Here is a 21,346-nt window from a genome sequence, read left to right as displayed (position 1 = left end):
TACAGCTAGTGTGGGACACGTTCATCAGTGACCAGTGCAGGAGACCGAGGATGTCCAGGCCCATGCAAGTCCTGGCGCTCTCGTGCACGGCACTGTTCGCCGCGATCGCCGTTCTCGTCACCGGCTGCGACGTTCCTGCCGATTCCGCGTCGGGCGCGTCGTCCGCGACGTCGTCGTCACCGTTCCCGGACACCGAGACGGTCCAGGATCTCGATCTCGATTCGCGCATCCCGGCGGCCATCGCGTCGGCGGCGGGTCGAGGCGCGGAGGTGTCGTTCGCCGTTCTCGACCGACGAACCGGATCCTATTTCTCGAACGGTGACACCATACAGAGCGAAACCGCTTCGGTCTCCAAGCTTTTCATCGCCGACGAGGTTCTCCACGAGGCCGACGTCGCGCAGGTTCCCCTCGCCGAGGACGAGATGACCTTGCTGAAGGTGATGTTGAAGTCGTCCAGCGACGACGCCGCCAACTATCTCTGGGACGAGTACGGCGGCAACGACATCGTCGTACGGGTGGCCGAACGCTACGGCCTCGCGGCTACGTCGCCTCCGTGGGACGGACTGTGGTGGAACACGATGACGACGGCAGCCGACATCGTCACGTATTACGCGCAACTCGTCGACGGCACCGGCGGCCTGTCCGCGACGTCGACGTCGACGATCGAGGATCTCCTCCGCGAGTCGACTCCGGTGGCGACGGACGGCTATCACCAGCACTTCGGAATCGTCGACGGCCTTCCGTCCGAACCGGTCTGGGCCGTCAAGCAGGGCTGGATGTGCTGCATCGCCGGCCGGTGGGTGCACCTGTCGACGGGCACGGTGGGGAGCAACGACGACTACGTCATCGCCGTGATCTCACGCGAAGAGGTCCATTACGACGACGACTGGGAGCACTACCCCGACACCGCCGTCGTCGACGTCACGGACGACAGCAGCGCCCAGCATGCGCGCGACACCATCACGGGCGTCGTGTCGATGCTCTTCCCGGACGGCCGGGTCGACTAGTCGGCGAGCAGATCAGGACGGCGTTCACGCGTCCGCTGCAGTGATTGCTCCGCGCGCCACGCGGCGACCTTCGCGTGATCGCCCGACAACAGGACGTCCGGGACGTCGAGCCCACGCCACCGGACGGGCCGGGTGTAGCTGGGGCCTTCGAGGAGCCCGTCGGAGAACGAATCCTCTTGGTGCGACTGCTGATTCCCGAGCACGCCGGGCAGCAACCGCACGACGGCTTCGCCCATGACGAGAACGGCGGCCTCTCCCCCGATGAGGACGTAGTCGCCGATACTCACCTCTTCGACGCGCACACGGGTGGCCGCGTCGTCGAACACGCGCTGATCGATGCCCTCGTAGCGTCCGCATGCAAAGACGATGTGCTTCTCCTGTGACCATCGCTCGGCGGTGCGCTGCGTGAACGGCACACCGGCCGGAGTCGGGACGACGAGAAGAGAGTCCTCGGTGAGGACGTCGTCGAGCGCGTCGCCCCACACGGTGGGCTTCATGACCATTCCGGGTCCGCCGCCGTACGGCGAATCGTCGACGGCCTTGTGCACGTCGTGGGTCCAGCTACGCAGATCGTGTACGTCCACCGACACCAGGCCCTTGTCGATCGCCTTGCCCAGCAAGGCAGTTCGCAACGGGTCCAGGTATTCGGGAAAGATCGTGACGACGTCGAGTTTCACGATGTCTACTCCGGATCCAGGAGACCTTCGGGCGGATCGATCACGACCGTGCCGTCGGCCAGGGACACCGACGTGACGATGGCAGCCACGAACGGCACGAGCACTTCGGATCGGCTTCCGTCGGCGGGACGGATGGACAGCAATTCGCCTGCCGCGGAATGCAGTACCTCACGAACCGTTCCGACGACCGTACCGTCGGCGAGCTGCACGGTCAGACCTTCGAGCTCGTGATCGTAGAACTCGTCCGGGTCGTCGGAGGATTCGAGATCGTCCGACTCGACCATGAACAGTGTGCCGCGGAGGGCGTCGGCGGCGTCCCGGGAATCGATTCCCTTCAGGCGCAGCAAAAGCCGCCCGGAGTGTTCCCGGGCGGCTTCCACCGTGTAGTCGACCTCGCCGGTGGTATCGCGTGGCTTACGCCCGCGAATCACCGACCCCACGGCGAAGCGATCGTCGGGTTCGTCGGTGCGAACCTCGACGACGACCTCGCCGCGGATGCCGTGTGACTTCACCACACGGCCGGTTACCAGCTCCATGTGTGCTGCGCTACTGATCCGTGTCGACGACGTCGACGCGAATTCCGCGGCCTCCGATACCGGAGACCAGCGTGCGCAGAGCTGTTGCCGTCCGACCTCCGCGACCGATGACCTTGCCGAGATCGTCGGGATGCACGTGAACTTCCACGGTGCGTCCGCGACGGCCGGTGATCAATTCGACGCGAACGTCGTCAGGGTTGGCGACGATGCCACGAACGAGATGCTCGACGGCGTCGGCGACCACGGCACTCACTTCTCAGCAGCCTCGGCGGCCGGTGCTTCTGCGGTCTCGGCTGCGGCGTCGTCGGCCGAAGCAGCCTCGTCGGCCTTCGGAGCCTTCTTCTTCTTGGCCGTGGTGGCGTCACCGAGCGGCTCGGCGTCGGCCTGAGCGAGCGCAGCGTTGAACAGGTCCAGCTTGGACGGCTTGGGCTCGGCAACGCGGAGGGTGCCCTCGGCGCCGGGGAGGCCCTTGAACTTCTGCCAGTCACCGGTGATCTTCAGCAGAGCCTCGACGGGCTCGGTGGGCTGAGCGCCGACGCCGAGCCAGTACTGAGCACGCTCGGAATCGATGTCGATGACGCTCGGCTCCTGCTTGGGCTCGTACGTGCCGATGGTCTCGATCGCACGGCCGCTGCGGCGGGTGCGAGAGTCGGCGATGACGACGCGGTAGTGCGGGGTGCGGATCTTACCGATGCGCATGAGCTTGATCTTGACAGCCATGAAAAGTAGAGCCTTTCGAGTTGGTCACTCCGCAATTCAGCGGTGCGCGTGGACCGCGCACCCGGTTTTGCGTTGATGGGGTGTCGTGACCGCCGTGCGGTACGTAACCGGAGACGGGCGAACAGCAGTCCATTGTGCCAGACGAGCGCCGCCGGAAGTTAATCGACCTGTCGGCGACGCTGCGGCACACCGCGCAGAACGATGACGTCGGGATGTGACAGCACCGCCGGTGACGTCCGGGGATCGACGTCGTAGACCAGAAGGTCCGCGGGAGCGCCGTGTTCCAGACCCGGCCATCCGAGCCACGATCTGGCACTCCAGCTCGCGGCGCCGAGCGCCTCGGTCGGCGTCATTCCGACTTCGGTCAGCGCCTGCACCTCGTCGGCGATACGCCCGTGCCGGATGGATCCGCCCGCGTCGGTACCCGCGTAGATCGACACGCCCGCATCGTGCGCTCGACCGATGGTCGAGCTGACCCGCGCGTGCAGGTCGCGCATGTGACGTGCGTAGATCGGGTACTTCGACGCCGACGCGGCGATGTCGGGAAAGGTCGCGATGTTCACGAGAGTCGGCACCAGCGCGGTGTCGTGCCGGACCATCATCTCGATGGTCTCGTCGGTCAAGCCGGTGCCGTGCTCGATGCAGTCGATGCCCGCCGAGATCAACCCGGGCAGGGCGTCCTCACCGAAGACGTGCGCCGTGACGCGAGCGCCCTCGGCGTGGGCGGCGTCGATCGATGCTCGCAGGATCTTCTCGTCCCACAGGGGCCTCAGGTCGCCGACGCTGCGATCGATCCAGTCGCCGACGAGTTTGACCCAGCCGTCACCGAAACGTGCTTGTCGCGCAACGACTTCCGGTAGTTGCGACTCGTCCTCGACGTCGATCGCGAGGCCTTGGATGTACCGCTTGGGCGACGCGATGTGCCGACCCGCGCGGATGATGCGGGGCAGGTCGTCGTGATCGTCGAGGGCGCGTGTGTCGACGGGCGAGCCTGCATCGCGCAGCAGCAGCACGCCGACGTCCCGTTCGGCCCTCGCCTGTTCGACGGCGCCGTCGACATCCTCGTGGCCGCCGCCGTACTTGATGCCCACGTGGCAGTGCGCGTCGACGAGGCCGGGAAGAATCCACCCGTCGTCGCACAAGATGTCCGCGTGCGTGACCGGGTCGAGCGAGATGCGGCCGTCGACGATCCAGAAATCGACCGGATCCTCCGACGGCACCGGCCGACCCCGAACCCGGAAGGCGGGCACGGTCGGTCCGCTACTTCTTCGGCAGTTTCAACTGCGACAGGTCGATGCCCTCGAGTCCCGGGGGTAGCTGGTCGAGACCCTTGGGCATGCCCGACAGATCCGGCATTCCCGCGGGCATTCCACCGGGCATGCCGGGGAAACCGCCCCTGATCTTGGGCTGAGTCGGCCCGCGTCCGCCCTTCTTGCCCTTCTTGCCCTTCTTGCTGCGGACCTGCTTGCGCGCGCCGGGCATGCCCATGCGGCCTGCCATCGCCGACATCATCTTGCGCGCTTCGAAGAACCGGTCCACGAGCTGGTTGACGTCCGACACCTTGACGCCCGATCCGTTCGCGATGCGTAGACGCCGCGACGCGTTGATGATCTTCGGATCGTTGCGTTCCTGCGGCGTCATGCCACGAATGATCGCCTGCACACGGTCGAGCTGCTTCTCGTCGATGTTGGCCAGTTCTTTCATCTGGCCTGCACCCGGGAGCATGCCCAACAGGTTGCCGATCGGGCCCATCTTGCGGACGGCCATCATCTGCTCGAGGAAGTCGTCGAGCGTGAGCTGACCGGAACCGATCTTGTTGGCGGTCGCCTCGGCCTGCTCGGCGTCGAAGTGCTGCTCCGCCTGCTCGATGAGGCTGAGGACGTCACCCATGCCGAGAATTCGACTGGCCATACGGTCCGGGTGGAAGACGTCGAAGTCTTCGAGCTTTTCACCGGTCGACGCGAACATGATGGGCTCGCCCGTCACCTCGCGCACGCTGAGCGCCGCACCACCTCGGGCGTCGCCGTCGAGCTTGGTGAGCACGACGCCGGTGAACCCGACGCCGTCCCGGAAGGCCTGCGCGGTGCTGACCGCGTCCTGACCGACCATCGCGTCGAGCACGAACAGCGTCTCGTCGGGCTGCACGGCGTCTCGGATGCCCGCGGCCTGATTCATCAGTTCGGTGTCGATACCGAGACGGCCTGCGGTGTCAACGATGACGATGTCGTACTGCTTGGTGCGTGCTTCGGCGACACCGGCACGTGCGACCTCGATCGGGTCGGCAGCCGAGATGCCGAGCTCGTTCTCGCCGCCACCGATCGACGTGCCGGGGTGCGGAGCAAACACCGTGGCGCCCGCACGCTCACCGACGATCTGGAGCTGGCTGACAGCACCGGGGCGCTGGAGGTCACACGCGACCAGAAGCGGTGTGTGTCCCTGCTCCTTGAGCCATTTGGCGAGCTTGCCGGCGAGCGTCGTCTTACCGGAACCCTGCAGACCGGCCAGCATGATGACCGTCGGCGCCGTCTTGGCGAACGTCAGCCGGCGCGTCTCGCCGCCGAGAATGCCGACGAGTTCCTCGTTGACGATCTTGACGACCTGCTGGGCCGGGTTGAGAGCGCCCGAGACCTCGGCGCCCTTGGCGCGCGTCTTGATGCGCGTGATGAACTCACGCACGACGGGCAGAGCGACGTCGGCTTCGAGCAGCGCGAGCCTGATTTCACGGGCTGTGGCATCGATGTCGGCCCCCGAGAGTCGACCCTTGCCACGCAGGTCCTTGAGGGTCCCGGTCAACCTGTCGGATAGGGATTCGAACACCGATTGCACTCCTGAGCCAATTGCGAATGGGGCCTGAACAGACGAGTAGAGCAGGCTCCAGACTAGCGCCCGCTACCGCGCCCCGTCGTCATCGAGGCCGACAGAGCGCGGTCCGCAGGATTGCCTACGCGTTTAGTGCTGCGTCGTTCCAGGTCACCGACACCCCGCGGGTGGCCAACCACTGCGCCGGGTCGACCTTGACCCCACTCGGGTCGTGGACCTCGAAGTGCAGGTGCGGGCCGGTGGACTGACCTCGGTTGCCGACCGTCGCGATCTGTTGGCCCGCCGAGACCTGCTGTCCTTCGGCCACCGAGTAGTTGCCGACATGGCCGTAGATGGTTTCGGTGCCGTCGGCGTGCATGACCTTGACCCACAAGCCGAACCCCGATGCAGGCCCTGCCGCGGTGACGACGCCGTCGGCAGCGGCAAGAACGGGCGTTCCGATGGGGGCCGCGACGTCGAGCCCACCGTGGTGCGTTCCCCATCGCGAACCGAAGCTCGACGTCAGAACACCCGAAACCGGTTGCACGGCCTTCTCTTTCAGCGGCTGCAGTCCCTGCAACAGATCCTGAGCCGCTTTGCCGACGTCCGGCAGCCCGAGTGCGGGAAGGTCGGAGGTGTCGGGAATCTCGATGCCGGGCGGCAGCTGGATGTTCTCCGGCAACTGGATGCCCGCGGGGAGTTCGAACCCGGCCGGGAGCAGGTTCGGCGGGATCTGGAACGGCACAGCCGCCGCGGGGGCCTGCGGCGCGGGAGCAGGTGCCGCCGACGCGGTACCCGTTCCCATCTGAGCCGCACCCGCGACGATCGCACCGGTGGCGGCGACGATGGTCGCCGCCTTCAACCCCGAATCCTTGGAGTCCTCCGTCGCCCTGTGGCGCCCACGTGGTGTCGTCGAATCTGTATCGGCCGGAACGTAAATGTTCGACCGCCGGTGGGATCCCACAGTGTCTACCTCATCAGTCGTCGGCGTGCGCCCCCGAGCAGTCACTGCTCGGACCCGCTTTTCGTCTGCTGGCGGGAAACGTAACAAAACGATCTCGCGCGCAAACACCGTAACCGAATCTTTATGAGATCTCACTACGAACGATGGGAATTCGACGCCTGGCCGACACCGTACCTAGGTTCCTTCGGGCTTTTCCGGTGGTCTCGGCGGTTCCGGGGCGGGAACCACACCGAGAATCGCTTCTTCGATCTCCTCGCGTGTCGCACGAGTGTCCGATCCGGTCAGGTCGATGCAGAAGGCGTCGACGACGGACGTACCGAGAGTCGCCACCCGCGCCCACCGCACGTCGGCACCGAGCTTCTCCAGCGCGCTCGCGAGTCGACAGAGCAGGCCGAGCCGGTCCTCGGCCCGCAGTTCGAGCACGACCTGTCCCGGTTCGGTCCCGTCGAACCACAACACGCGCGGAGGAGCCTGGGCGTACAGCACCGGCACCGCCGAGTCCTCCCCGTCGAGAACCGGAGGGCGAGCATTCCGTTCCTTCTCGTTCAGCACCGCCACCAGATCGAGCTCACCGGCCTGTGCGCGAATGAGTTCCTGACGCAGCAGCCCCGCTTGAGGCGGAGCTCCGAACAACGGCGTGACGGCGAACGAGTTGACCGCCGAACCGTCGTGACTGCCGAGGGACGCCGACAACACGCGCAGCGAATGCAGCGCGAGAACACCCGCGGCGTCCGACAACAAACCGGGGGTGTCCGGCGCGACGACCGTCACGACGAACGTGTGCGACCCCTCGGTCGGCTGCAGATCGACGTGTACGCCACCCTTCTCGGCCAACTCGACGTGAGCCGGGTCGAGCGGATCGGGCGTGGGCAACGACTCCCCTGCCATCACCAGCCTGCACCGCCGCACGAGCTCCCGGATCAGCGACGCCTTCCAATCACCCCACACTCCCGGACCCGTCGCGAGCGAGTCGGCCTCGGCGAGCGCGTGCAACAGCTCCAGAAGAACCGGATCGGCGCCCAGGGCGTCGACGACGGTCTGCACCGTCACGGGATCGTCCAGATCGCGTCGTGTCGCTGTCTCGGGCAACAACAGATGGTGACGCACCATCGCGGTCAGGAGTGCCACGTCCGACGGCCAGAGCCCGAGCCGGTTACCGATCTGCGTCGCCAACTCGGCGCCGACGACGCTGTGGTCTCCCCCGCGACCCTTGCCGATGTCGTGGATCAAAGCCCCGAGGATCAGCAGATCGGGTCGAGCGACGCGCGTCGTCAGCGCCGACGCGTACGCCGCGGTCTCGACGAGATGCCGGTCGACAGTCCAGGTGTGCACCGCGTCGCGCGGCGGAAGGTCGCGGACGGCACCCCACTCGGGCAGCAAGCGCCCCCACAGGCCGGTGCGGTCCAGTGCCTCGATCGCCGGGATCGAGCGTCGACCGGAGCCGAGCAGGACCAACAGATCGTTCACCGCTTCCTTGGGCCACGGTTCACGCAGTTCGGGTGCGCTGTCGGAGAGTCTGCTCAACGTGGACGCCGACATCGGCATCCCGTACTGCGCCGACGCGGCCGCCACGCGGGTGATGAGTCCCGGATCCTTGCTCGGACGGGCATCTCGGGCGAGCACGACCTCTCCTGCATGCTCGACGACGCCTTCGTCGAGCGGCCGACGTACGGGCACTCGGCGCAGACGCGACAGCCCGCGTCGTGGAAGCGAATTCCCGGCGGTGCGTAGCCCGACGTCCACCGAGTAGCTGATGGTGCGTGCCGAGTCGCTGAGAACGCGGGCGAGGTCGAACCGGTCTCCTATGCGCAGTGCTGCACCGATCTCGTCGGCATCCTGCGCACGCAGTTGGTCGCGGGCGCGGCCGGCAACACGATGCAGTTCGGTTCGGACGTCGAGCATGCGCGTGTGGGCGAAGGCGAGTCCTCCTCCCGGAGACTGCGGACCGAGTCCCGGCATGCCGTCGGTCAGCTGGGCGATGGACAGCGCGTCGAGAAGCTGGACGTCCCGCAGTCCACCACGACCGCTCTTGAGGTCCGGTTCGGCGCGATGTGCGATTTCGCCGCTCCGCGACCACCGCGACTGCGTCTGGGTGATCAGTTCGTCGAACCGCGACCGGATGCCGGTACGCCACTCGCGCCGCACTCCGCCGATCAGCAGATTGCTGAGCTCGACGTCTCCCGCGATGTGACGGGCTTCGAGCATGCCGAGCGCTGCAGTCAGATCCGTCGACGCCACCTGCAGAGCCTGCGGCACCGTGCGCACACTGTGGTCGAGTTTGATGTGGGCGTCCCACAGCGGATACCACAGCTTGTCGGCCACCTCCGACACCAACTCGGGGTCCATGTCGTCGTGGAGCAGTACGAGATCGAGATCGGAGTACGGAAGCAATTCGCGGCGCGCGAGGCCTCCGACTGCAACGATCGCGAATCCCGAATCGGGTTTGATCCCGAGTTCGGCACCCTTCGTGGTGAGCCAGAACTCGTGAAGGTCCACGAGCGCCTGCCTCAGCGCGGGCGCGTCGAGACGGCGTCCGCGTGTTCCGCCGTCGAGCAATTGTTTCCTGGCGCGCGCCAGGTCTGCCGCCGCATCGGAACTCTTGGTAGCGGACGGCCCAGAGGCCGAAGGCCCCGACCCTGCAGCTTTCGCTGCAGAGCCGGGGCCGCCTGCCCGCGACCCAGTGGGGTCAGAGCGCATCGGCACCACGTTCCCCGGTACGTACCCGGATGACCGAGTCGACCGGCGAAACCCACACCTTGCCGTCGCCGATCTTGCCGGTGCGAGCGGCTTCGACGATGACCTCGACGACCTTCTCCACCGCGGCGTCGTCGACGACGACCTCGACGCGCACCTTCGGCACGAAGTCGACCGAGTACTCGGCGCCTCGGTATACCTCGGTGTGGCCCTTCTGACGTCCGTATCCCTGGACTTCACTGACCGTCATGCCAAGCACACCGGCCTGTTCGAGACCCGTCTTGACGTCCTCCAACGTGAACGGCTTGACGATTGCCGTGATCAGCTTCATTTTCTGCTTCCCTTCACAAGCTCTGGAGTGCCCGGTTGCGTGCGGAGCTTCGATTCGCTCCTATCTCTACCTTGTCAGGCGAAGTCGTACGCCGTCTCGGCGTGTTCGGCTTCGTCGATTCCCTTGGCTTCGTCTTCCTTCGACACACGCCAACCGAGCGGCTTCAGCGCGAATGCAATGACGGTCGTGATGATGCCGGTGAAGATCAGTGCGACGAGAGCGATGACGATCTGGACGACGAGTTGCTTGTAGTCACCGCCGTAGAACAGGCCGGTCTCGGATCCGAAGAAGCCGATGGCGACGGTTCCCCACAGGCCTGCGACGAGGTGGACACCGACGACGTCGAGCGAGTCGTCGTAGCCGAACTTGAACTTCAGGCCGACTGCGAGAGCGGAGAGAACACCGGCGATGGCGCCGAGGAAGATCGAGCCGATCGGCGTGAGAGCACCGGCGGCAGGCGTGATGGCGACGAGACCGGCGACGATGCCCGACGCAGCGCCGAGGCTGGTGGCCTTGCCGTCGCGAATGCGCTCGACGACGAGCCATCCTGCGATGGCAGCAGCGGTGGCCGTGGTGGTGTTGACCCAGGCGAGACCGGCGACACCGTCGGCGGCGAATGCAGATCCACCGTTGAAGCCGAACCAACCGAACCACAGAAGTGCAGCGCCGAGCATGACGAACGGCAGGTTGTGCGGGCGGAATGCGACGCGGCCGAATCCGGCGCGCTTACCTACGATCAGCGCCAACACGAGGCCGGCCATACCGGCGTTGATGTGAACGACGGTGCCACCGGCGAAGTCGATCGGTGCGACGGAGGCGACCAGGCCGCCCTCACCGTCGTCGGTTGTGCCGAACAGCTTGGCCGCGAGTCCGTCCTCGGAGCCCGAGAGGAGTCCACCGCCCCACACCATGTGTGCCAGCGGGAAGTAGGCCAGCGTGACCCAGATACCTGCGAACGCGAGCCACGTTCCGTACTTGACGCGGCCTGCGATGGAACCGCTGATGAGGGCGACGGTGATGATCGCGAAGGTCACCTGGAACGCGATGTCGATCACGTTGGCGTAGCCCCAGGCACCGGCGATGAAGTTGCCGTCCGCGTCGGTGATCGAATCCTTCAGTCCGAAGAACTCGAACGGGTTCGCGAAGATCCCGCCGATGTTCTCGGTGCCATAGGACATGGACCAACCCCACAGAACGTAGATGATGGCGACGACGAACATCGAGCCGAACGACATCATCATCATGTTCAGCACGGACTTCTGCTGCGACATGCCGCCGTAGAAGAACGCCAGGCCTGGCGTCATCAGCAGCACCAGCGATGCGGCCACCAGCATCCAGGCGGCATTGCCGGAGTTGGCCAACAAATCCTCGGGACTCACGTACACCCTCCTTATCTGACGCACCGGTTGGCGCGTGGTCTGGACAAAGAGTGGTTTCACTAGGTTTCATCGGTGACACTCCGGTGTTTCGCGCATGTGAACGGACAGACGGAATGTGTTGCTAGTACGTTTCGTCCAGGCGTTTCGTTCTTTCGCCGGTTTTGCTTCGAGCACGAAACCGGGGAAAAGCGGTCGAAACCGGACACCCTCGAACGACCCCGTCCGCAACGACGAAACACGCCCCGCCGACGGTTCGGCGGGGCGTGTTTCGTGTGGCTTCGTGCGGCGGACGGCCGCACCTGATGTCAGCCGAGCAGTGCGTCGACGAACGCCCCCGGCTCGAACGGCGCCAGGTCGTCGGCGCCCTCTCCGAGCCCGACGAGCTTCACCGGAACACCGAGTTCGCGTTGGACCTGGAACACGATGCCGCCCTTCGCGGTGCCGTCGAGCTTGGTCAGTACGACGCCGCTGATGTCCACGACCTCGGCGAACACACGTGCCTGCATCAGACCGTTCTGTCCGACCGTCGCGTCGAGAACCAACAGCACGTCGTCGACGCGCGCTCGCTTCTCGATGACGCGCTTGACCTTTCCGAGCTCGTCCATCAGGCCCGACTTGGTGTGCAGACGCCCGGCCGTGTCCACGACGACGACGTCGACACCCTGCTCGATGCCCTTGGACACCGCGTCGAATCCGACGGCGGCCGGATCGGCGCCTTCCTTGCCGCGCACGACGTCCGCACCGACGCGCTCGGCCCACGTCTGCAACTGGTCCGCTGCTGCGGCGCGGAACGTGTCGGCCGCGCCGAGCAGAACCCGGCGGCCGTCGGCGACGAGCACGCGGGCGAGCTTGCCGGTGGTCGTCGTCTTGCCGGTGCCGTTGACACCGACGACGAGCAGCACTGCAGGCGTACCTTCGTGCGGCAGCGCCTTGATCGACCGATCGAACTCGGGGTGCAGTTGCGCGACGAGGACCTCGCGCAGCAGTGCTCGCGCATCCGCTTCGGTGCGGATGCTGCGCGCCGCCATCTGTTCACGCAGCGTCGACATGATCTCCGCCGTGGTCGACGACCCGATGTCGGCGATCAGCAGCGTGTCCTCGACTTCCTCCCACGAATCCTCGTCGAGATCGCCACCACCGAGCAGTCCCAGCAAGCTCTTCCCGACCGCGGACTGCGACCGGGACAACCGGCCACGCAGTCGGTCGATCCGGCCCTCGGTGGGTGCGATCTCCTCGATGACAGGACGCTCGGGCTCGGGCGGCGGGACAGGAGCAGGTTCCGGCGCGGGCTCGGGCGTCGGAGCGGGCTCGGGAGCAGGCGCGGGCTCGGGCGTCGGAGCGGGCTCAGGTGTAGGCGCAGGCTCGGGCGTCCGAGCGGGCTCCGGTGTCGGCGCGGGTTCGGGAGCAGGCGCGGGCTCTGGCGTCGGAGCGGGCTCGGGTGTGGGCGTCGGTTCCGGCCGCGGAGTCGGCTCGGGGCGCGGCTTGGGTTTCGGGGCGAGCTCCGGCTCGGCGGTGGCGGTGCCCTGGCTGAACGAGAAGCCACCGCCCGCCTTGTAACCACCCGATCTGTCCTTCGGAGTTTCCTCGACGGCCTTGGTGTCCTTGGACTGGAAGGACACGCGGCGGCGACGGGACAGAACGAATCCCGCGACGAGCACGACGACAAGAATGGCCAGAACGGCCGCGACGACGATCCACGCTTCGGTACTCACGGGGACCATCCTGTCACGATGCGCTACAGCGCCCGCGTCAGCCGTGTCATGCCGGCGGCGCCGGCGCGGGATCCACCACGGAATCCTCGTCGATCGTTGCGCTGCCGATGGTTTCGACGCGATCCCGGTTCAACCGTTGCGAGATGACCGTCGTGATGCCGTCGCCGCGCATCGAGACGCCGTACAACGCGTCGGCGACCTCCATCGTCGGCTTCTGGTGAGTGATGACGATGAGCTGCGACTTCTCCCGTAGCTGCTCGAACAGCCCGATCAGCCGCCGCAGGTTGGTGTCGTCGAGCGCGGCCTCGACCTCGTCCATGACGTAGAACGGGGACGGCCGCGCACGGAAGATGGCCACGAGCATCGCGACCGCGGTCAGTGATTTCTCACCGCCGGACAGCAGCGACAACCGCTTGACCTTCTTGCCGGGCGGTCGCGCTTCCACCTCGATACCGGTGGTCAGCATGTCGCCGGGTTCGGTGAGAATCAGTCGACCCTCCCCGCCGGGGAACAGTTTCGCGAACACCTGCGTGAATTCGCGCTCGACGTCGAGCCAGGCATCGGTGAACAGCTGAAGGATGCGGTCGTCGACGTCGGCGACGACCTCGAGCAGATCCTTGCGCGCCGATTTGACGTCTTCGAGCTGCGTCGAGAGGAAGTTGTAGCGCTCCTCGAGCGCGGCGAACTCTTCGAGCGCGAGCGGGTTGACCTTGCCGAGTGTCGCGAGATCGCGTTCGGCCTTCTTGGCGCGCTTCTCCTGCGTCACACGATCGAACGGCATCGGTGCGGGGGCGACGACCTGTTCGCCGCGTTCCTTCGCTGCTTCGTACTCGGCCATCTCCAGGTCGGTCGGCGGCAACGCGATGTCCGGCCCGTACTCGGCGATCAAATCGTCGAGACCGATGCCGTGCTGCTCGAGAATGCTCGCTTCCAGCTGTTCGATGCGCAGTGCCGCCTGGGCGCGGGCTACCTCGTCGCGGTGCACGGCGTCGGTGATCGACGCGAGCTGCGCCTGCAACGCGCGCACCTGTTCCTTGACGCGTTCGAGCTCGGCCGTCGTCGTCGCTTTGCGTTCGGCGAGCTCGTCGCGACGGGACGCGGCCTCGTCGACGACCATCGCCAACCGCTCGGCGACGCGCTCTCCCGCGGACGCCACGGCCTCGGCGACGGCAGCTGCATGCCGTCGCGATGCCATCTCGCGTTCGGCACGGGCACGGGCCTCGCGCTCGGCGCGAGCCGCTCGGCGCAACGAGTCGGCGCGTCCACGCAGCGACTGCGCACGTTCCTCGGCGGTGCGCACGTTCAGGCGTGCTTCGACCTCGACGGCACGGACCTCCGCCAACGCGGCCGCGGCTGTCTCGCGGGCGATGGTGGACTCGGTGGAGTCGCTGGTGCCCTCCAACCCGGATTGTTCGTCCTCGGCGAGTCGAAGCCGTTCCTCGAGTTCCGCCAGCGCCCCCAGAGCTTCCTCTCGACCGGTCTCCGCGGCCGCTCGCTGCTCGGACAGACGCGTCGACTCGGCGTGGGCGGATCGCGCCAATTGGCCGAGGCGGCCCAGCTGTTCGTAGACCGCAGCCATGGCCGCATCCGACTCGTTGAGGGCGGCCAATGCCTGCTCGGCCGATTCCTTGCGGTCGGACTGCTCGGCGAGCGCGCCCGACAACGCAGCTTCCAGCTCGGCCGAACGGCGTTCGGCCGCAGCGAGTTCGACCATGGACGTATCGATCGCGGCCTGTACCTCCAGCGTGCTGGGCCGACGATCCGAACCACCGGTGACCAGGCCCGCGTCGACGAGATCGCCCGCCGTCGTCACCGCACGCACGCCACGCGCCGACGCCACCAGCGACGCTGCGTCGTCGAGCGACGGGACGACTGCGACGTCACCGAGCAGGGCGAGCATCGACTCGGCCAACGAATCCGGGTACGACACGACGTCGAGAGCCCACCGTGCCCCGTCGGGCAGGGTGACCGACCGATGCTGCGCCTCGACGGCGGTGCCGTCGAACACGATCGCTGCTCGGCCTCCGTCGGCTTCGCGGAGTGCCCGTACGGCCTCGCGCGCGCTCGCGAACGAGTCGGCATGTGCCGCGTCGGCGACCGGACCCATGGCCACCGCGATGGCGACGTCGAATCCGGGCTCGATCGTGATCCGCTCGGCCAGCAGGCCGGACAGACCGGACTGGCCGTTCTCGATGAGCCAGCCCGCGCCGTCCTTGCGTTCGAGGCCCATCGTCAGTGCTTCGATGCGCGCCTGGAACGACGCGACCTTCTTGCCCGCGGTTCGATCCTCGTTCTGCAACTCGGTGACGCGAGCATCGGCGCTGCGCAGTGCGGCGACCGCACGCTCGTAGTGCGTGTCGAGGCTGAGTTCGCTTGCATCGAGCCCTGAAATCTGGTCCTGGACGCTGTCGAACTCCGATTGCGCGACGTCGCCGCGCTGACGGGCTTCGTCGATGGCGACCGACAACCGAGCTACCTCGGCATCGATGGACTCGACCTTCGTTCGATACGTGTCGACCTGCCCGGACAGCCGGGCGAATCCCTCACGACGATCGGCGACGGCGCGCACGGCGGCCATGTGGGCGCGTTCGGCCTCGGCTGCGGCCGACTCACGTTCCATCAGCTGCTCGCGCGCTGCTTCGAGCGTCTCGCGGGCGATCTCGACGGCCTCGACGAGCTCCATCTCTTCCTCGGCGACGCGTTCGGCCTGCTGCTCGAGCTCGTCGGGATCCTGACCGCGGCCCGTCGACGGCGCACTGTCGAGGTGACGTGCGCGTTCCTTCGCGATCCTGATGGTGGCGTTCACGCGTTCGGCGAGCGCGGACAGCTGGAACCAGGTCTGGCTCGCCGCCTCGGCACTGGGTGTCAGACGGGCGACCGACTGCTCGAGCTCGCCGAGCGCGACGTTTCCGGCTTCGAGGGTGTCCTGAACGACGGCGTACTGCTCGCGTTGCGCCGCTTCGTCCTGTTCCTGGCTGGCGAATGCCTCACGACGCGTCACGAGATCGTCGGCGGCCAGGCGCAGCTTCGCATCGCGCAGATCGGCCTGGACGGTCTGTGCACGCCGCGCGACTTCGGCCTGCCTGCCGAGCGGCTTGAGCTGACGCCGGAGCTCGGCGGTGAGGTCGGTCAGACGCGCGAGGTTGGCCTGCATCGCGTCGAGTTTGCGGACGGCCTTTTCCTTGCGCTTGCGGTGTTTGAGAACACCCGCGGCCTCCTCGATGAAGGCGCGTCGGTCCTCGGGCCGCGATTCGAGAATGGCGGCGAGGCGTCCCTGTCCGACGATGACGTGCATCTCGCGTCCGATACCGGAGTCGCTGAGCAGTTCCTGCACGTCCATCAACCGACACGAGTTGCCGTTGATCTCGTACTCGCCCGCACCGTCGCGGAACATGCGCCGGGTGATCGAGACCTCGGTGTAATCGATGGGCAGTGCACCGTCGGCGTTGTCGATGGTCAGCGTCACTTCCGCCCGGCCGAGCGGCGCCCGGCCGGACGTGCCGGCGAAGATGACGTCTTCCATCTTCCCGCCGCGCAGCGCTTTCGCGCCCTGCTCCCCCATGACCCAGGTGAGCGCGTCGACGACGTTGGACTTACCCGACCCGTTGGGTCCGACGACGCAGGTGATTCCCGGTTCGAAACGAAGAGTCGTCGCCGAGGCGAAGGACTTGAAGCCCTTCAGCGTCAGACTCTTGAGATGCATGACGAGTCAGATTACCGGGTAGGTCCGACCTGTTCGGTCGACACTCCAGTCGCCGACGTCAGGCCTCAACGCTCGACGAACCCGGAGAGTCCGCCGCGTGCTGGATCCCAGGATTCCACGACGAGCGACACGACGCCGGGAGTCGTCCCGCCGCGCAACAAGTCGAGAAGTCGTTCCAGCCGCTCGCGCGAGCCCTCGGCGACGACGAGAACACGGCCGTCGGCATGGTTGGTGGCGTGCCCGACGATACCGAGTTCGAGCGCCCGAGACCGCGTCCACCATCGAAAACCCACACCCTGCACGGTTCCGTGGACCCACGCAGTCAGTCGTTCGTCGCTCATGCGGGGGCCAGCCGGCGGACCGAGCCGTCGAAACTCGTGGCGTACAGCGAATCCGGGTCCCATCCGACACCACCGAACTCGACCGCCGAGGTCGCCGGCAGGCCGGTTCCGATGACGCACGACGCACCGGACTCGGGGTCGATGCGCAGTACTCGACCGGCGAGGTTCTGGGCGAGGTAGATCTGTCCGTCCGGCCCGACGGTCAAGTCGTCCGACGCGGTGACAGGTCCGAATCCGTCGACCGGAATGCGACGAGCATCCCCACCGAGGTTCGACGCGTCGAGAACGGTGATCGCCAGTTCGGGCTCGAACGTGTTCGACACGTACACCGTTCCGTCGTCCACGGCCAGACCGTTGGCGCTCCCGACGTCCGTGCGCACGTATCGAGCCGAGTTGGGATCGCCCGCGTCGACCCGTGTGACGCCGCTCGGCGTGCCGAGATTGCGTGTGACCAGGAGGTCACCGTCGTCGAGCACGGCAAGGCCGTTGGGCATGACGACGTCGCGCGCCACCACCGTGCGCGCACCGGTGTCGAGGTCGACGGCCTCGACCGTGCCGTCGTGAACGTCGAGAAGTCCCGACGAGAAGCCGTTGCCGGTCGTGAAATACAGGGTGTCGCCGCGCACGACGAGCCCACCGGGTGCGGTCACGTCCGGAACGACGACCGACCGAGTCCCGTCCGGCGTCAGACCGGCGATGGCGCCGGGACCGGTGAGCGACGTCCGGGACAGCAGCATGGTTCCTCGGTCGTCGAACGTCACGTTCTCGAGCAGGCCGAGCCCCGACGCGACCGTGCTGACGGTCCACGGTGCGCACGCGGGGGCTGCCGCTGCCGTGGGAGCGACGGCCACCACTGCCCCGCACGTCGTCGCCAGTACCCCCAGAGCCGCCCCCCATCTCATGTCAGGCGTCCGTGACGACGTCGAGGGATATCTTCGTGCCCGCCTTCAGCGTGCGGCCGACGGTGCAGACCTTGTCGATCGCCCGCTCGACGACGGTCAGCAACCGCTGCTGCGCCTCGGGGTCGAGCTCGCTGAGGTCGAGTTCGAGAATCTCGTGGAGGTCCGGGTACAGCTCGTTCTCGCGGTCCGCGGCGCCCGAGACTCGGACGGTGGCGTCGTAGTTGTCTCCGAGCCTGCGTGACAGAGGCAGGTCCGAGCTCATACCGGTGCATGCCGCCAGTGCGATCTTCAGCAGTTCACCGGGAGTGAAGACTCCGTCCACCGACTCGGAACCGATCGACACCTCGGCCCCTCGCGAACTCTTGCCGGTGTACCGGCGGGTGCCCGTGCGTTCGACCCACAGCTCTGTCGGTGTGCTCTCGTCAGCCATGACAGCAGATTCTAGACAGTGCCACCGACGTCGTGATCGACGCGGATGGTCCCCGAGGCGCGGACCGGATCGTGCTTCGTCAGTCGTCGACGGGGTGCCAGGTCGCCCGGTTGTCTTCGATGCGAACTCGTCCGAACGGTACGTCGGCGAAGTGGATACCGAAGCCGATGGCGTCGGACCCGGCCAGTTCGAGCACGAGGCGGTGGCGCAGGGCGGTTGCCTGCCGGTGATCGTGGTCGAATGTGTTCTCCCACAACGGATGAGTGATCTGAACCGGAGAGTGGAACGCGTCGCCGAAGGCGATCACCCGCTGCCCGTCCGCTTCGATGACGAACCCGGAATGGCCAGGACTGTGGCCGGGAGCGGACATGACCCGAACGCCGGGGAAGACTTCCTCGTTCTCCACCACGGTCCGGACGTGCGGCGCGAGAGCCTTGATCATGTCGGCCTGCCCCTGCTCTTCGGCGACGTGACGGTTGGCCCATTCCGTCTCGGCGACAAGGTAATCGGCTTCGGTGAAGGCGGGGCGGGTGCTGCCGGGAGCCGGATGCCATGCCCAACCGAAGTGGTCGGTGTGCAGGTGCGTCAATGCGACCGCGTCGATATCGGCTGGGCTGCAACCGATTCTCGCCAGGTTGTCCAGCAACGCACCGCCGGACAGAACGCCGAACGGGTTCATCGGCGGGCCGATCGTCAACGGTCCGACGCCCGCGTCGATCAGTAGTGCGTGCCCGTCGCGCTCGACCAGCAGTCCGCCGACGCCCGCCACCAGGTGACCGTCCTCGTCCAGATACTCGGCGTTCTGCGCCCAGTCCTCTTCCGACGGTTCCGGCAGCAACATTCGGGCGTCGAGTCTGGCCACGCCATCGGGAACATAGGTGAGCTTGGTCTCGCCGAGAGTCAGCGAACGGACACCGGACGGGCGGCGAAGGCGCTCCCGTGTGTCAATTTCGTTCGTCATGATCGAACCTCCATTTAGATATGAACTGAACTATTCAGATCATATCTATCATGGTCTGAAGGGTATTGCTAGAGTGTGATCATGACGTCGACGGATTCGATGGTGGCGGCGGACTGGGAGCTGGCCAAGCTCGTGCACGAGGTCGACACCCAGAGCACGGCCCGCCAGCGCGCGCGCGTCGGCGCGCACGGACTCACCGTTTCCCAGGCCTCCGCCCTCAGGGAGCTGACCGGCCCGATGACGATGCGTGAATTGGCCGAGCAAATGGGCTGTGAGCCGTCCAACGCCACCGCTGTCATCGACTACCTGGAAAGCCAGGGCTTGCTCGAGCGCCGCCCACACCCCACCGACCGACGGGCCAAGCAGATACTTCTCACCGCCGAGGGGGCCGAGCGCCGAAGGACACTGCTCGCGGGGCTGCGGGGAGCGTCGCCGCTGATTTCCGGGCTCACCCCGGCCGAGCTGGAGACGCTCGGGGACTTACTGCGTCGGGCCGTCGCGCCGGAGCGTCGCGGCAGCGCAGTACCGGATTGAACGCCTCTACCGTTTACGCTGACATTTCGGGCAGCTGTACGACGACCGGTTCATGAACTTCTCACGCCTGATCGGCGCACCGCAACGCGAACACGGACGACCCTCTTGTCCGTATGCGTCGAGCGATCGATCGAAATAACCGGATTCGCCGTTGACGTTGACGTACAGCGCGTCGAACGACGTACCGCCTTGTGCGAGGGCCTCGCCCATCACCGCGTGCGCCGACGTCAGAAGACGCCGAAGCGCAGGTCGCGTCAGGGTGTCGGCGATGCGGTTGCCGTGAATCTTGGCTCGCCACAATGCTTCGTCGGCGTAGATGTTGCCGACACCGGACACGACGGTTTGGTCGAGCAGTGCCCGTTTGATCTCGGTGTGCTTGCCGCGCAACACTTCCACGACCTTTTCGGCGTCGAAGAGCGGGTCGATGGGGTCACGTGCGATGTGTGCCACGGGTTCGGGAACTTCGGTGCCGTCGACCACTTCGAGTCGGGCGACGGCCCACCCCCCGAACGTGCGCTGGTCCACGAATCGTAGATCGGCGCCGGAATCGAGGTGTGCCCTGATCCGCAAGTGTTTCTCGTCGGGAACGGTCGGCGGCTGGACGAGCATCTGCCCACTCATGCCCAGATGCACGACGATCGCCATGTCGCCGGGGTCGAGTGGCAACCACAGATATTTTCCGCGCCGCTGCGCCGACGCGATTCGACGACCACGCAACTGGGCCACCAGATCTCGCTCGCCCGCGAAGTGGCGGCGCACAGCACGCGGATGCAGGACGTCGACCGAGTCGATGCGCGACCCGACGACGTGCGCCTCGAGACCGAGGCGCACGACCTCGACTTCGGGAAGCTCAGGCATCCACGCTGCCCGACGCCACGTCGGTGCCGCCGTCGGATTCTTCTTCGCTGTCCGACAACGCATTCCACGCGGTGCTTGCGGCCTTCTGCTCCGCTTCCTTCTTCGACCGCCCGATACCGACACCGAACGCGTGACCGCCGACGAGAACCGTCGCGGTGAACTCCTTGTCGTGATCGGGGCCCGTCGACGAGATCTCGTACACGGGGACGCCGAGCGTCTTGCCCGCCGTCAGTTCCTGAAGGCTGGTCTTCCAGTCGAGCCCTGCGCCGAGTCGGGGTGCACGATCGAGCAGGTCCGCGAACAGTCGGGACACGACCTCGCGCGCGACGTCGATTCCGTGCTGCAGATGGATCGCACCGAGGAGCGATTCCATACCGTCGGCGAGGATGCTCGGCTTGTCACGCCCGCCGGTCTGCTCTTCGCCTTTACCGAGCAGCAGATGACGACCGAGTCCGCCCTCGCCGAGGCCGCGTGCCACTTCGGCCAGAGCGTGCATGTTCACGACGCTGGCGCGGATCTTGGCGAGCTCGCCCTCGGACTTGTCCGGGTGCACCGCATACAGCCGTTCGGTGATCGCGAGTCCGAGCACCGAGTCTCCGAGGAACTCGAGGCGCTCGTTCGTCGGCAGCCCGCCCTGCTCGTACGCGTACGAGCGGTGCGTCAACGCCAACGTCAGCAGTGATTCGTCCAGTACAACGCCAAGAGCGGCGAGGAGCGACTCTCGGTCGTCCCCGCCGCTGCCGGCTGTCGAGCTGTTCCTGTAGGTAGAACTGCCCTTGTTCGTCACAATTCGTCCGA

Annotated in this window: 20 protein-coding genes; 2 read left to right on the top strand and 18 right to left on the bottom strand. The window is 66.6% G+C overall.

The window, feature by feature from the left end; translation table 11 throughout:
- Positions 1-50 precede the first annotated feature (50 nt).
- Positions 51-1,007, top strand: coding sequence for a serine hydrolase (locus HQ354_RS07965; RefSeq protein ID WP_068428557.1), 957 nt, complete (start codon positions 51-53; stop codon positions 1,005-1,007).
- On the opposite strand, the gene trmD is transcribed toward HQ354_RS07965, so the two are convergent.
- From trmD to HQ354_RS07885, 16 genes are all read right to left on the bottom strand, one after another.
- On the bottom strand, positions 1,004-1,684 hold the full coding sequence (trmD, locus tag HQ354_RS07960) for a tRNA (guanosine(37)-N1)-methyltransferase TrmD (RefSeq protein ID WP_068428554.1): 681 nt from the start codon (positions 1,682-1,684) through the stop codon (positions 1,004-1,006). The genes HQ354_RS07965 and trmD overlap by 4 nt on opposite strands.
- Before the next feature lie 5 nt (positions 1,685-1,689).
- Entirely contained in the window at positions 1,690-2,220 is a 531-nt protein-coding gene (gene rimM / locus HQ354_RS07955; RefSeq protein ID WP_068428551.1) for a ribosome maturation factor RimM, read from the bottom strand.
- A 10-nt stretch (positions 2,221-2,230) separates the two neighbouring features.
- Positions 2,231-2,473 carry an RNA-binding protein gene (locus HQ354_RS07950; protein ID WP_003939023.1) on the bottom strand — a complete coding sequence of 81 codons (243 nt, stop codon included), beginning with the start codon at positions 2,471-2,473 and terminating at the stop codon, positions 2,231-2,233.
- Positions 2,470-2,940 carry a 30S ribosomal protein S16 gene (rpsP, locus tag HQ354_RS07945; protein ID WP_068428548.1) on the bottom strand — a complete coding sequence of 157 codons (471 nt, stop codon included), beginning with the start codon at positions 2,938-2,940 and terminating at the stop codon, positions 2,470-2,472. The genes HQ354_RS07950 and rpsP overlap by 4 nt, the downstream gene beginning before the upstream one ends.
- A 158-nt stretch (positions 2,941-3,098) precedes the next feature.
- A complete protein-coding gene (locus HQ354_RS07940) occupies positions 3,099-4,190 on the bottom strand; it encodes an amidohydrolase family protein (RefSeq protein ID WP_068428545.1) in 1,092 nt (363 codons plus the stop codon).
- 10 nt (positions 4,191-4,200) lie between these two features.
- The gene (gene ffh, locus HQ354_RS07935; RefSeq protein WP_068429158.1) at positions 4,201-5,757 is read right to left on the bottom strand and encodes a signal recognition particle protein; all 1,557 of its coding nucleotides are present in this window, start codon (positions 5,755-5,757) and stop codon (positions 4,201-4,203) included.
- Between the two features lie 124 nt (positions 5,758-5,881).
- Complete coding sequence (locus tag HQ354_RS07930) at positions 5,882-6,703, bottom strand: M23 family metallopeptidase (protein ID WP_068428542.1); 822 nt, start codon at positions 6,701-6,703, stop codon at positions 5,882-5,884.
- Positions 6,704-6,877: 174 nt separating this feature from the next.
- Positions 6,878-9,400 (bottom strand): [protein-PII] uridylyltransferase, encoded by a 2,523-nt coding sequence (locus HQ354_RS07925; RefSeq protein WP_068429155.1) that lies wholly within the window; start codon positions 9,398-9,400, stop codon positions 6,878-6,880.
- Positions 9,390-9,728, bottom strand: a complete 339-nt coding sequence (locus HQ354_RS07920) for a P-II family nitrogen regulator (RefSeq protein WP_019664269.1) — start codon at positions 9,726-9,728, stop codon at positions 9,390-9,392. The genes HQ354_RS07925 and HQ354_RS07920 overlap by 11 nt, the downstream gene beginning before the upstream one ends.
- 74 nt (positions 9,729-9,802) lie before the next feature.
- A complete protein-coding gene (locus tag HQ354_RS07915) occupies positions 9,803-11,062 on the bottom strand; it encodes an ammonium transporter (protein WP_206031271.1) in 1,260 nt (419 codons plus the stop codon).
- Between the two features lie 350 nt (positions 11,063-11,412).
- Positions 11,413-12,819: a signal recognition particle-docking protein FtsY gene (gene ftsY / locus HQ354_RS07910; RefSeq protein WP_374107324.1), complete on the bottom strand. Its 1,407-nt coding sequence runs from the start codon at positions 12,817-12,819 to the stop codon at positions 11,413-11,415.
- A gap of 46 nt (positions 12,820-12,865) precedes the next feature.
- Complete coding sequence (smc, locus tag HQ354_RS07905) at positions 12,866-16,522, bottom strand: chromosome segregation protein SMC (RefSeq protein ID WP_167678816.1); 3,657 nt, start codon at positions 16,520-16,522, stop codon at positions 12,866-12,868.
- Between the two features lie 65 nt (positions 16,523-16,587).
- The gene (locus tag HQ354_RS07900; protein WP_222634597.1) at positions 16,588-16,863 is read right to left on the bottom strand and encodes an acylphosphatase; all 276 of its coding nucleotides are present in this window, start codon (positions 16,861-16,863) and stop codon (positions 16,588-16,590) included.
- Complete coding sequence (locus tag HQ354_RS07895; protein ID WP_167678818.1) at positions 16,860-17,765, bottom strand: SMP-30/gluconolactonase/LRE family protein; 906 nt, start codon at positions 17,763-17,765, stop codon at positions 16,860-16,862. Before HQ354_RS07895 ends, HQ354_RS07900 begins: the two co-directional genes overlap by 4 nt.
- A gap of 1 nt (position 17,766) precedes the next feature.
- Positions 17,767-18,195, bottom strand: coding sequence for an OsmC family protein (locus HQ354_RS07890; protein WP_167678820.1), 429 nt, complete (start codon positions 18,193-18,195; stop codon positions 17,767-17,769).
- A 79-nt stretch (positions 18,196-18,274) separates the two neighbouring features.
- A complete protein-coding gene (locus HQ354_RS07885) occupies positions 18,275-19,156 on the bottom strand; it encodes an MBL fold metallo-hydrolase (RefSeq protein WP_167678822.1) in 882 nt (293 codons plus the stop codon).
- Positions 19,157-19,237: 81 nt separating this feature from the next.
- Between HQ354_RS07885 and HQ354_RS07880 the strand changes: the two genes are divergently transcribed.
- Positions 19,238-19,690 carry a MarR family winged helix-turn-helix transcriptional regulator gene (locus tag HQ354_RS07880; protein WP_068429147.1) on the top strand — a complete coding sequence of 151 codons (453 nt, stop codon included), beginning with the start codon at positions 19,238-19,240 and terminating at the stop codon, positions 19,688-19,690.
- 6 nt (positions 19,691-19,696) lie between these two features.
- Here HQ354_RS07880 and mutM read toward each other — a convergent pair whose 3' ends face one another.
- On the bottom strand, positions 19,697-20,548 hold the full coding sequence (gene mutM / locus HQ354_RS07875; RefSeq protein ID WP_167678824.1) for a bifunctional DNA-formamidopyrimidine glycosylase/DNA-(apurinic or apyrimidinic site) lyase: 852 nt from the start codon (positions 20,546-20,548) through the stop codon (positions 19,697-19,699).
- Positions 20,541-21,335: a ribonuclease III gene (rnc, locus tag HQ354_RS07870; protein WP_114331252.1), complete on the bottom strand. Its 795-nt coding sequence runs from the start codon at positions 21,333-21,335 to the stop codon at positions 20,541-20,543. Before rnc ends, mutM begins: the two co-directional genes overlap by 8 nt.
- Positions 21,336-21,346 lie beyond the last annotated feature (11 nt).

It is taken from the genome of Rhodococcus sp. BP-261, assembly GCF_019835205.1.
Taxonomy (GTDB): domain Bacteria; phylum Actinomycetota; class Actinomycetes; order Mycobacteriales; family Mycobacteriaceae; genus Rhodococcoides; species Rhodococcoides kyotonensis_B.
Note: the sequence above shows the minus strand (reverse complement) of the source record. Positions and strands in the feature narration are given on the sequence as shown.

Excerpts from the sequence above, each read along its gene's own strand:
- rpsP (WP_068428548.1), bottom strand. The coding sequence starts at position 2,940 with ATGGCTGTCAAGATCAAGCTCATGCGCATCGGTAAGATCCGCACCCCG.
- HQ354_RS07885 (WP_167678822.1), bottom strand. The coding sequence starts at position 19,156 with ATGACGAACGAAATTGACACACGGGAGCGCCTTCGCCGCCCGTCCGGT.
- HQ354_RS07880 (WP_068429147.1), top strand. The coding sequence starts at position 19,238 with ATGACGTCGACGGATTCGATGGTGGCGGCGGACTGGGAGCTGGCCAAG.
- HQ354_RS07915 (WP_206031271.1), bottom strand. The coding sequence starts at position 11,062 with ATGCTGGTGGCCGCATCGCTGGTGCTGCTGATGACGCCAGGCCTGGCG.
- smc (WP_167678816.1), bottom strand. The coding sequence starts at position 16,522 with ATGCATCTCAAGAGTCTGACGCTGAAGGGCTTCAAGTCCTTCGCCTCG.
- HQ354_RS07890 (WP_167678820.1), bottom strand. The coding sequence starts at position 18,195 with ATGGCTGACGAGAGCACACCGACAGAGCTGTGGGTCGAACGCACGGGC.
- HQ354_RS07900 (WP_222634597.1), bottom strand. The coding sequence starts at position 16,863 with ATGAGCGACGAACGACTGACTGCGTGGGTCCACGGAACCGTGCAGGGT.
- HQ354_RS07920 (WP_019664269.1), bottom strand. The coding sequence starts at position 9,728 with ATGAAGCTGATCACGGCAATCGTCAAGCCGTTCACGTTGGAGGACGTC.
- HQ354_RS07965 (WP_068428557.1), top strand. The coding sequence starts at position 51 with ATGTCCAGGCCCATGCAAGTCCTGGCGCTCTCGTGCACGGCACTGTTC.
- mutM (WP_167678824.1), bottom strand. The coding sequence starts at position 20,548 with ATGCCTGAGCTTCCCGAAGTCGAGGTCGTGCGCCTCGGTCTCGAGGCG.
- rimM (WP_068428551.1), bottom strand. The coding sequence starts at position 2,220 with ATGGAGCTGGTAACCGGCCGTGTGGTGAAGTCACACGGCATCCGCGGC.
- HQ354_RS07895 (WP_167678818.1), bottom strand. The coding sequence starts at position 17,765 with ATGAGATGGGGGGCGGCTCTGGGGGTACTGGCGACGACGTGCGGGGCA.
- HQ354_RS07925 (WP_068429155.1), bottom strand. The coding sequence starts at position 9,400 with ATGCGCTCTGACCCCACTGGGTCGCGGGCAGGCGGCCCCGGCTCTGCA.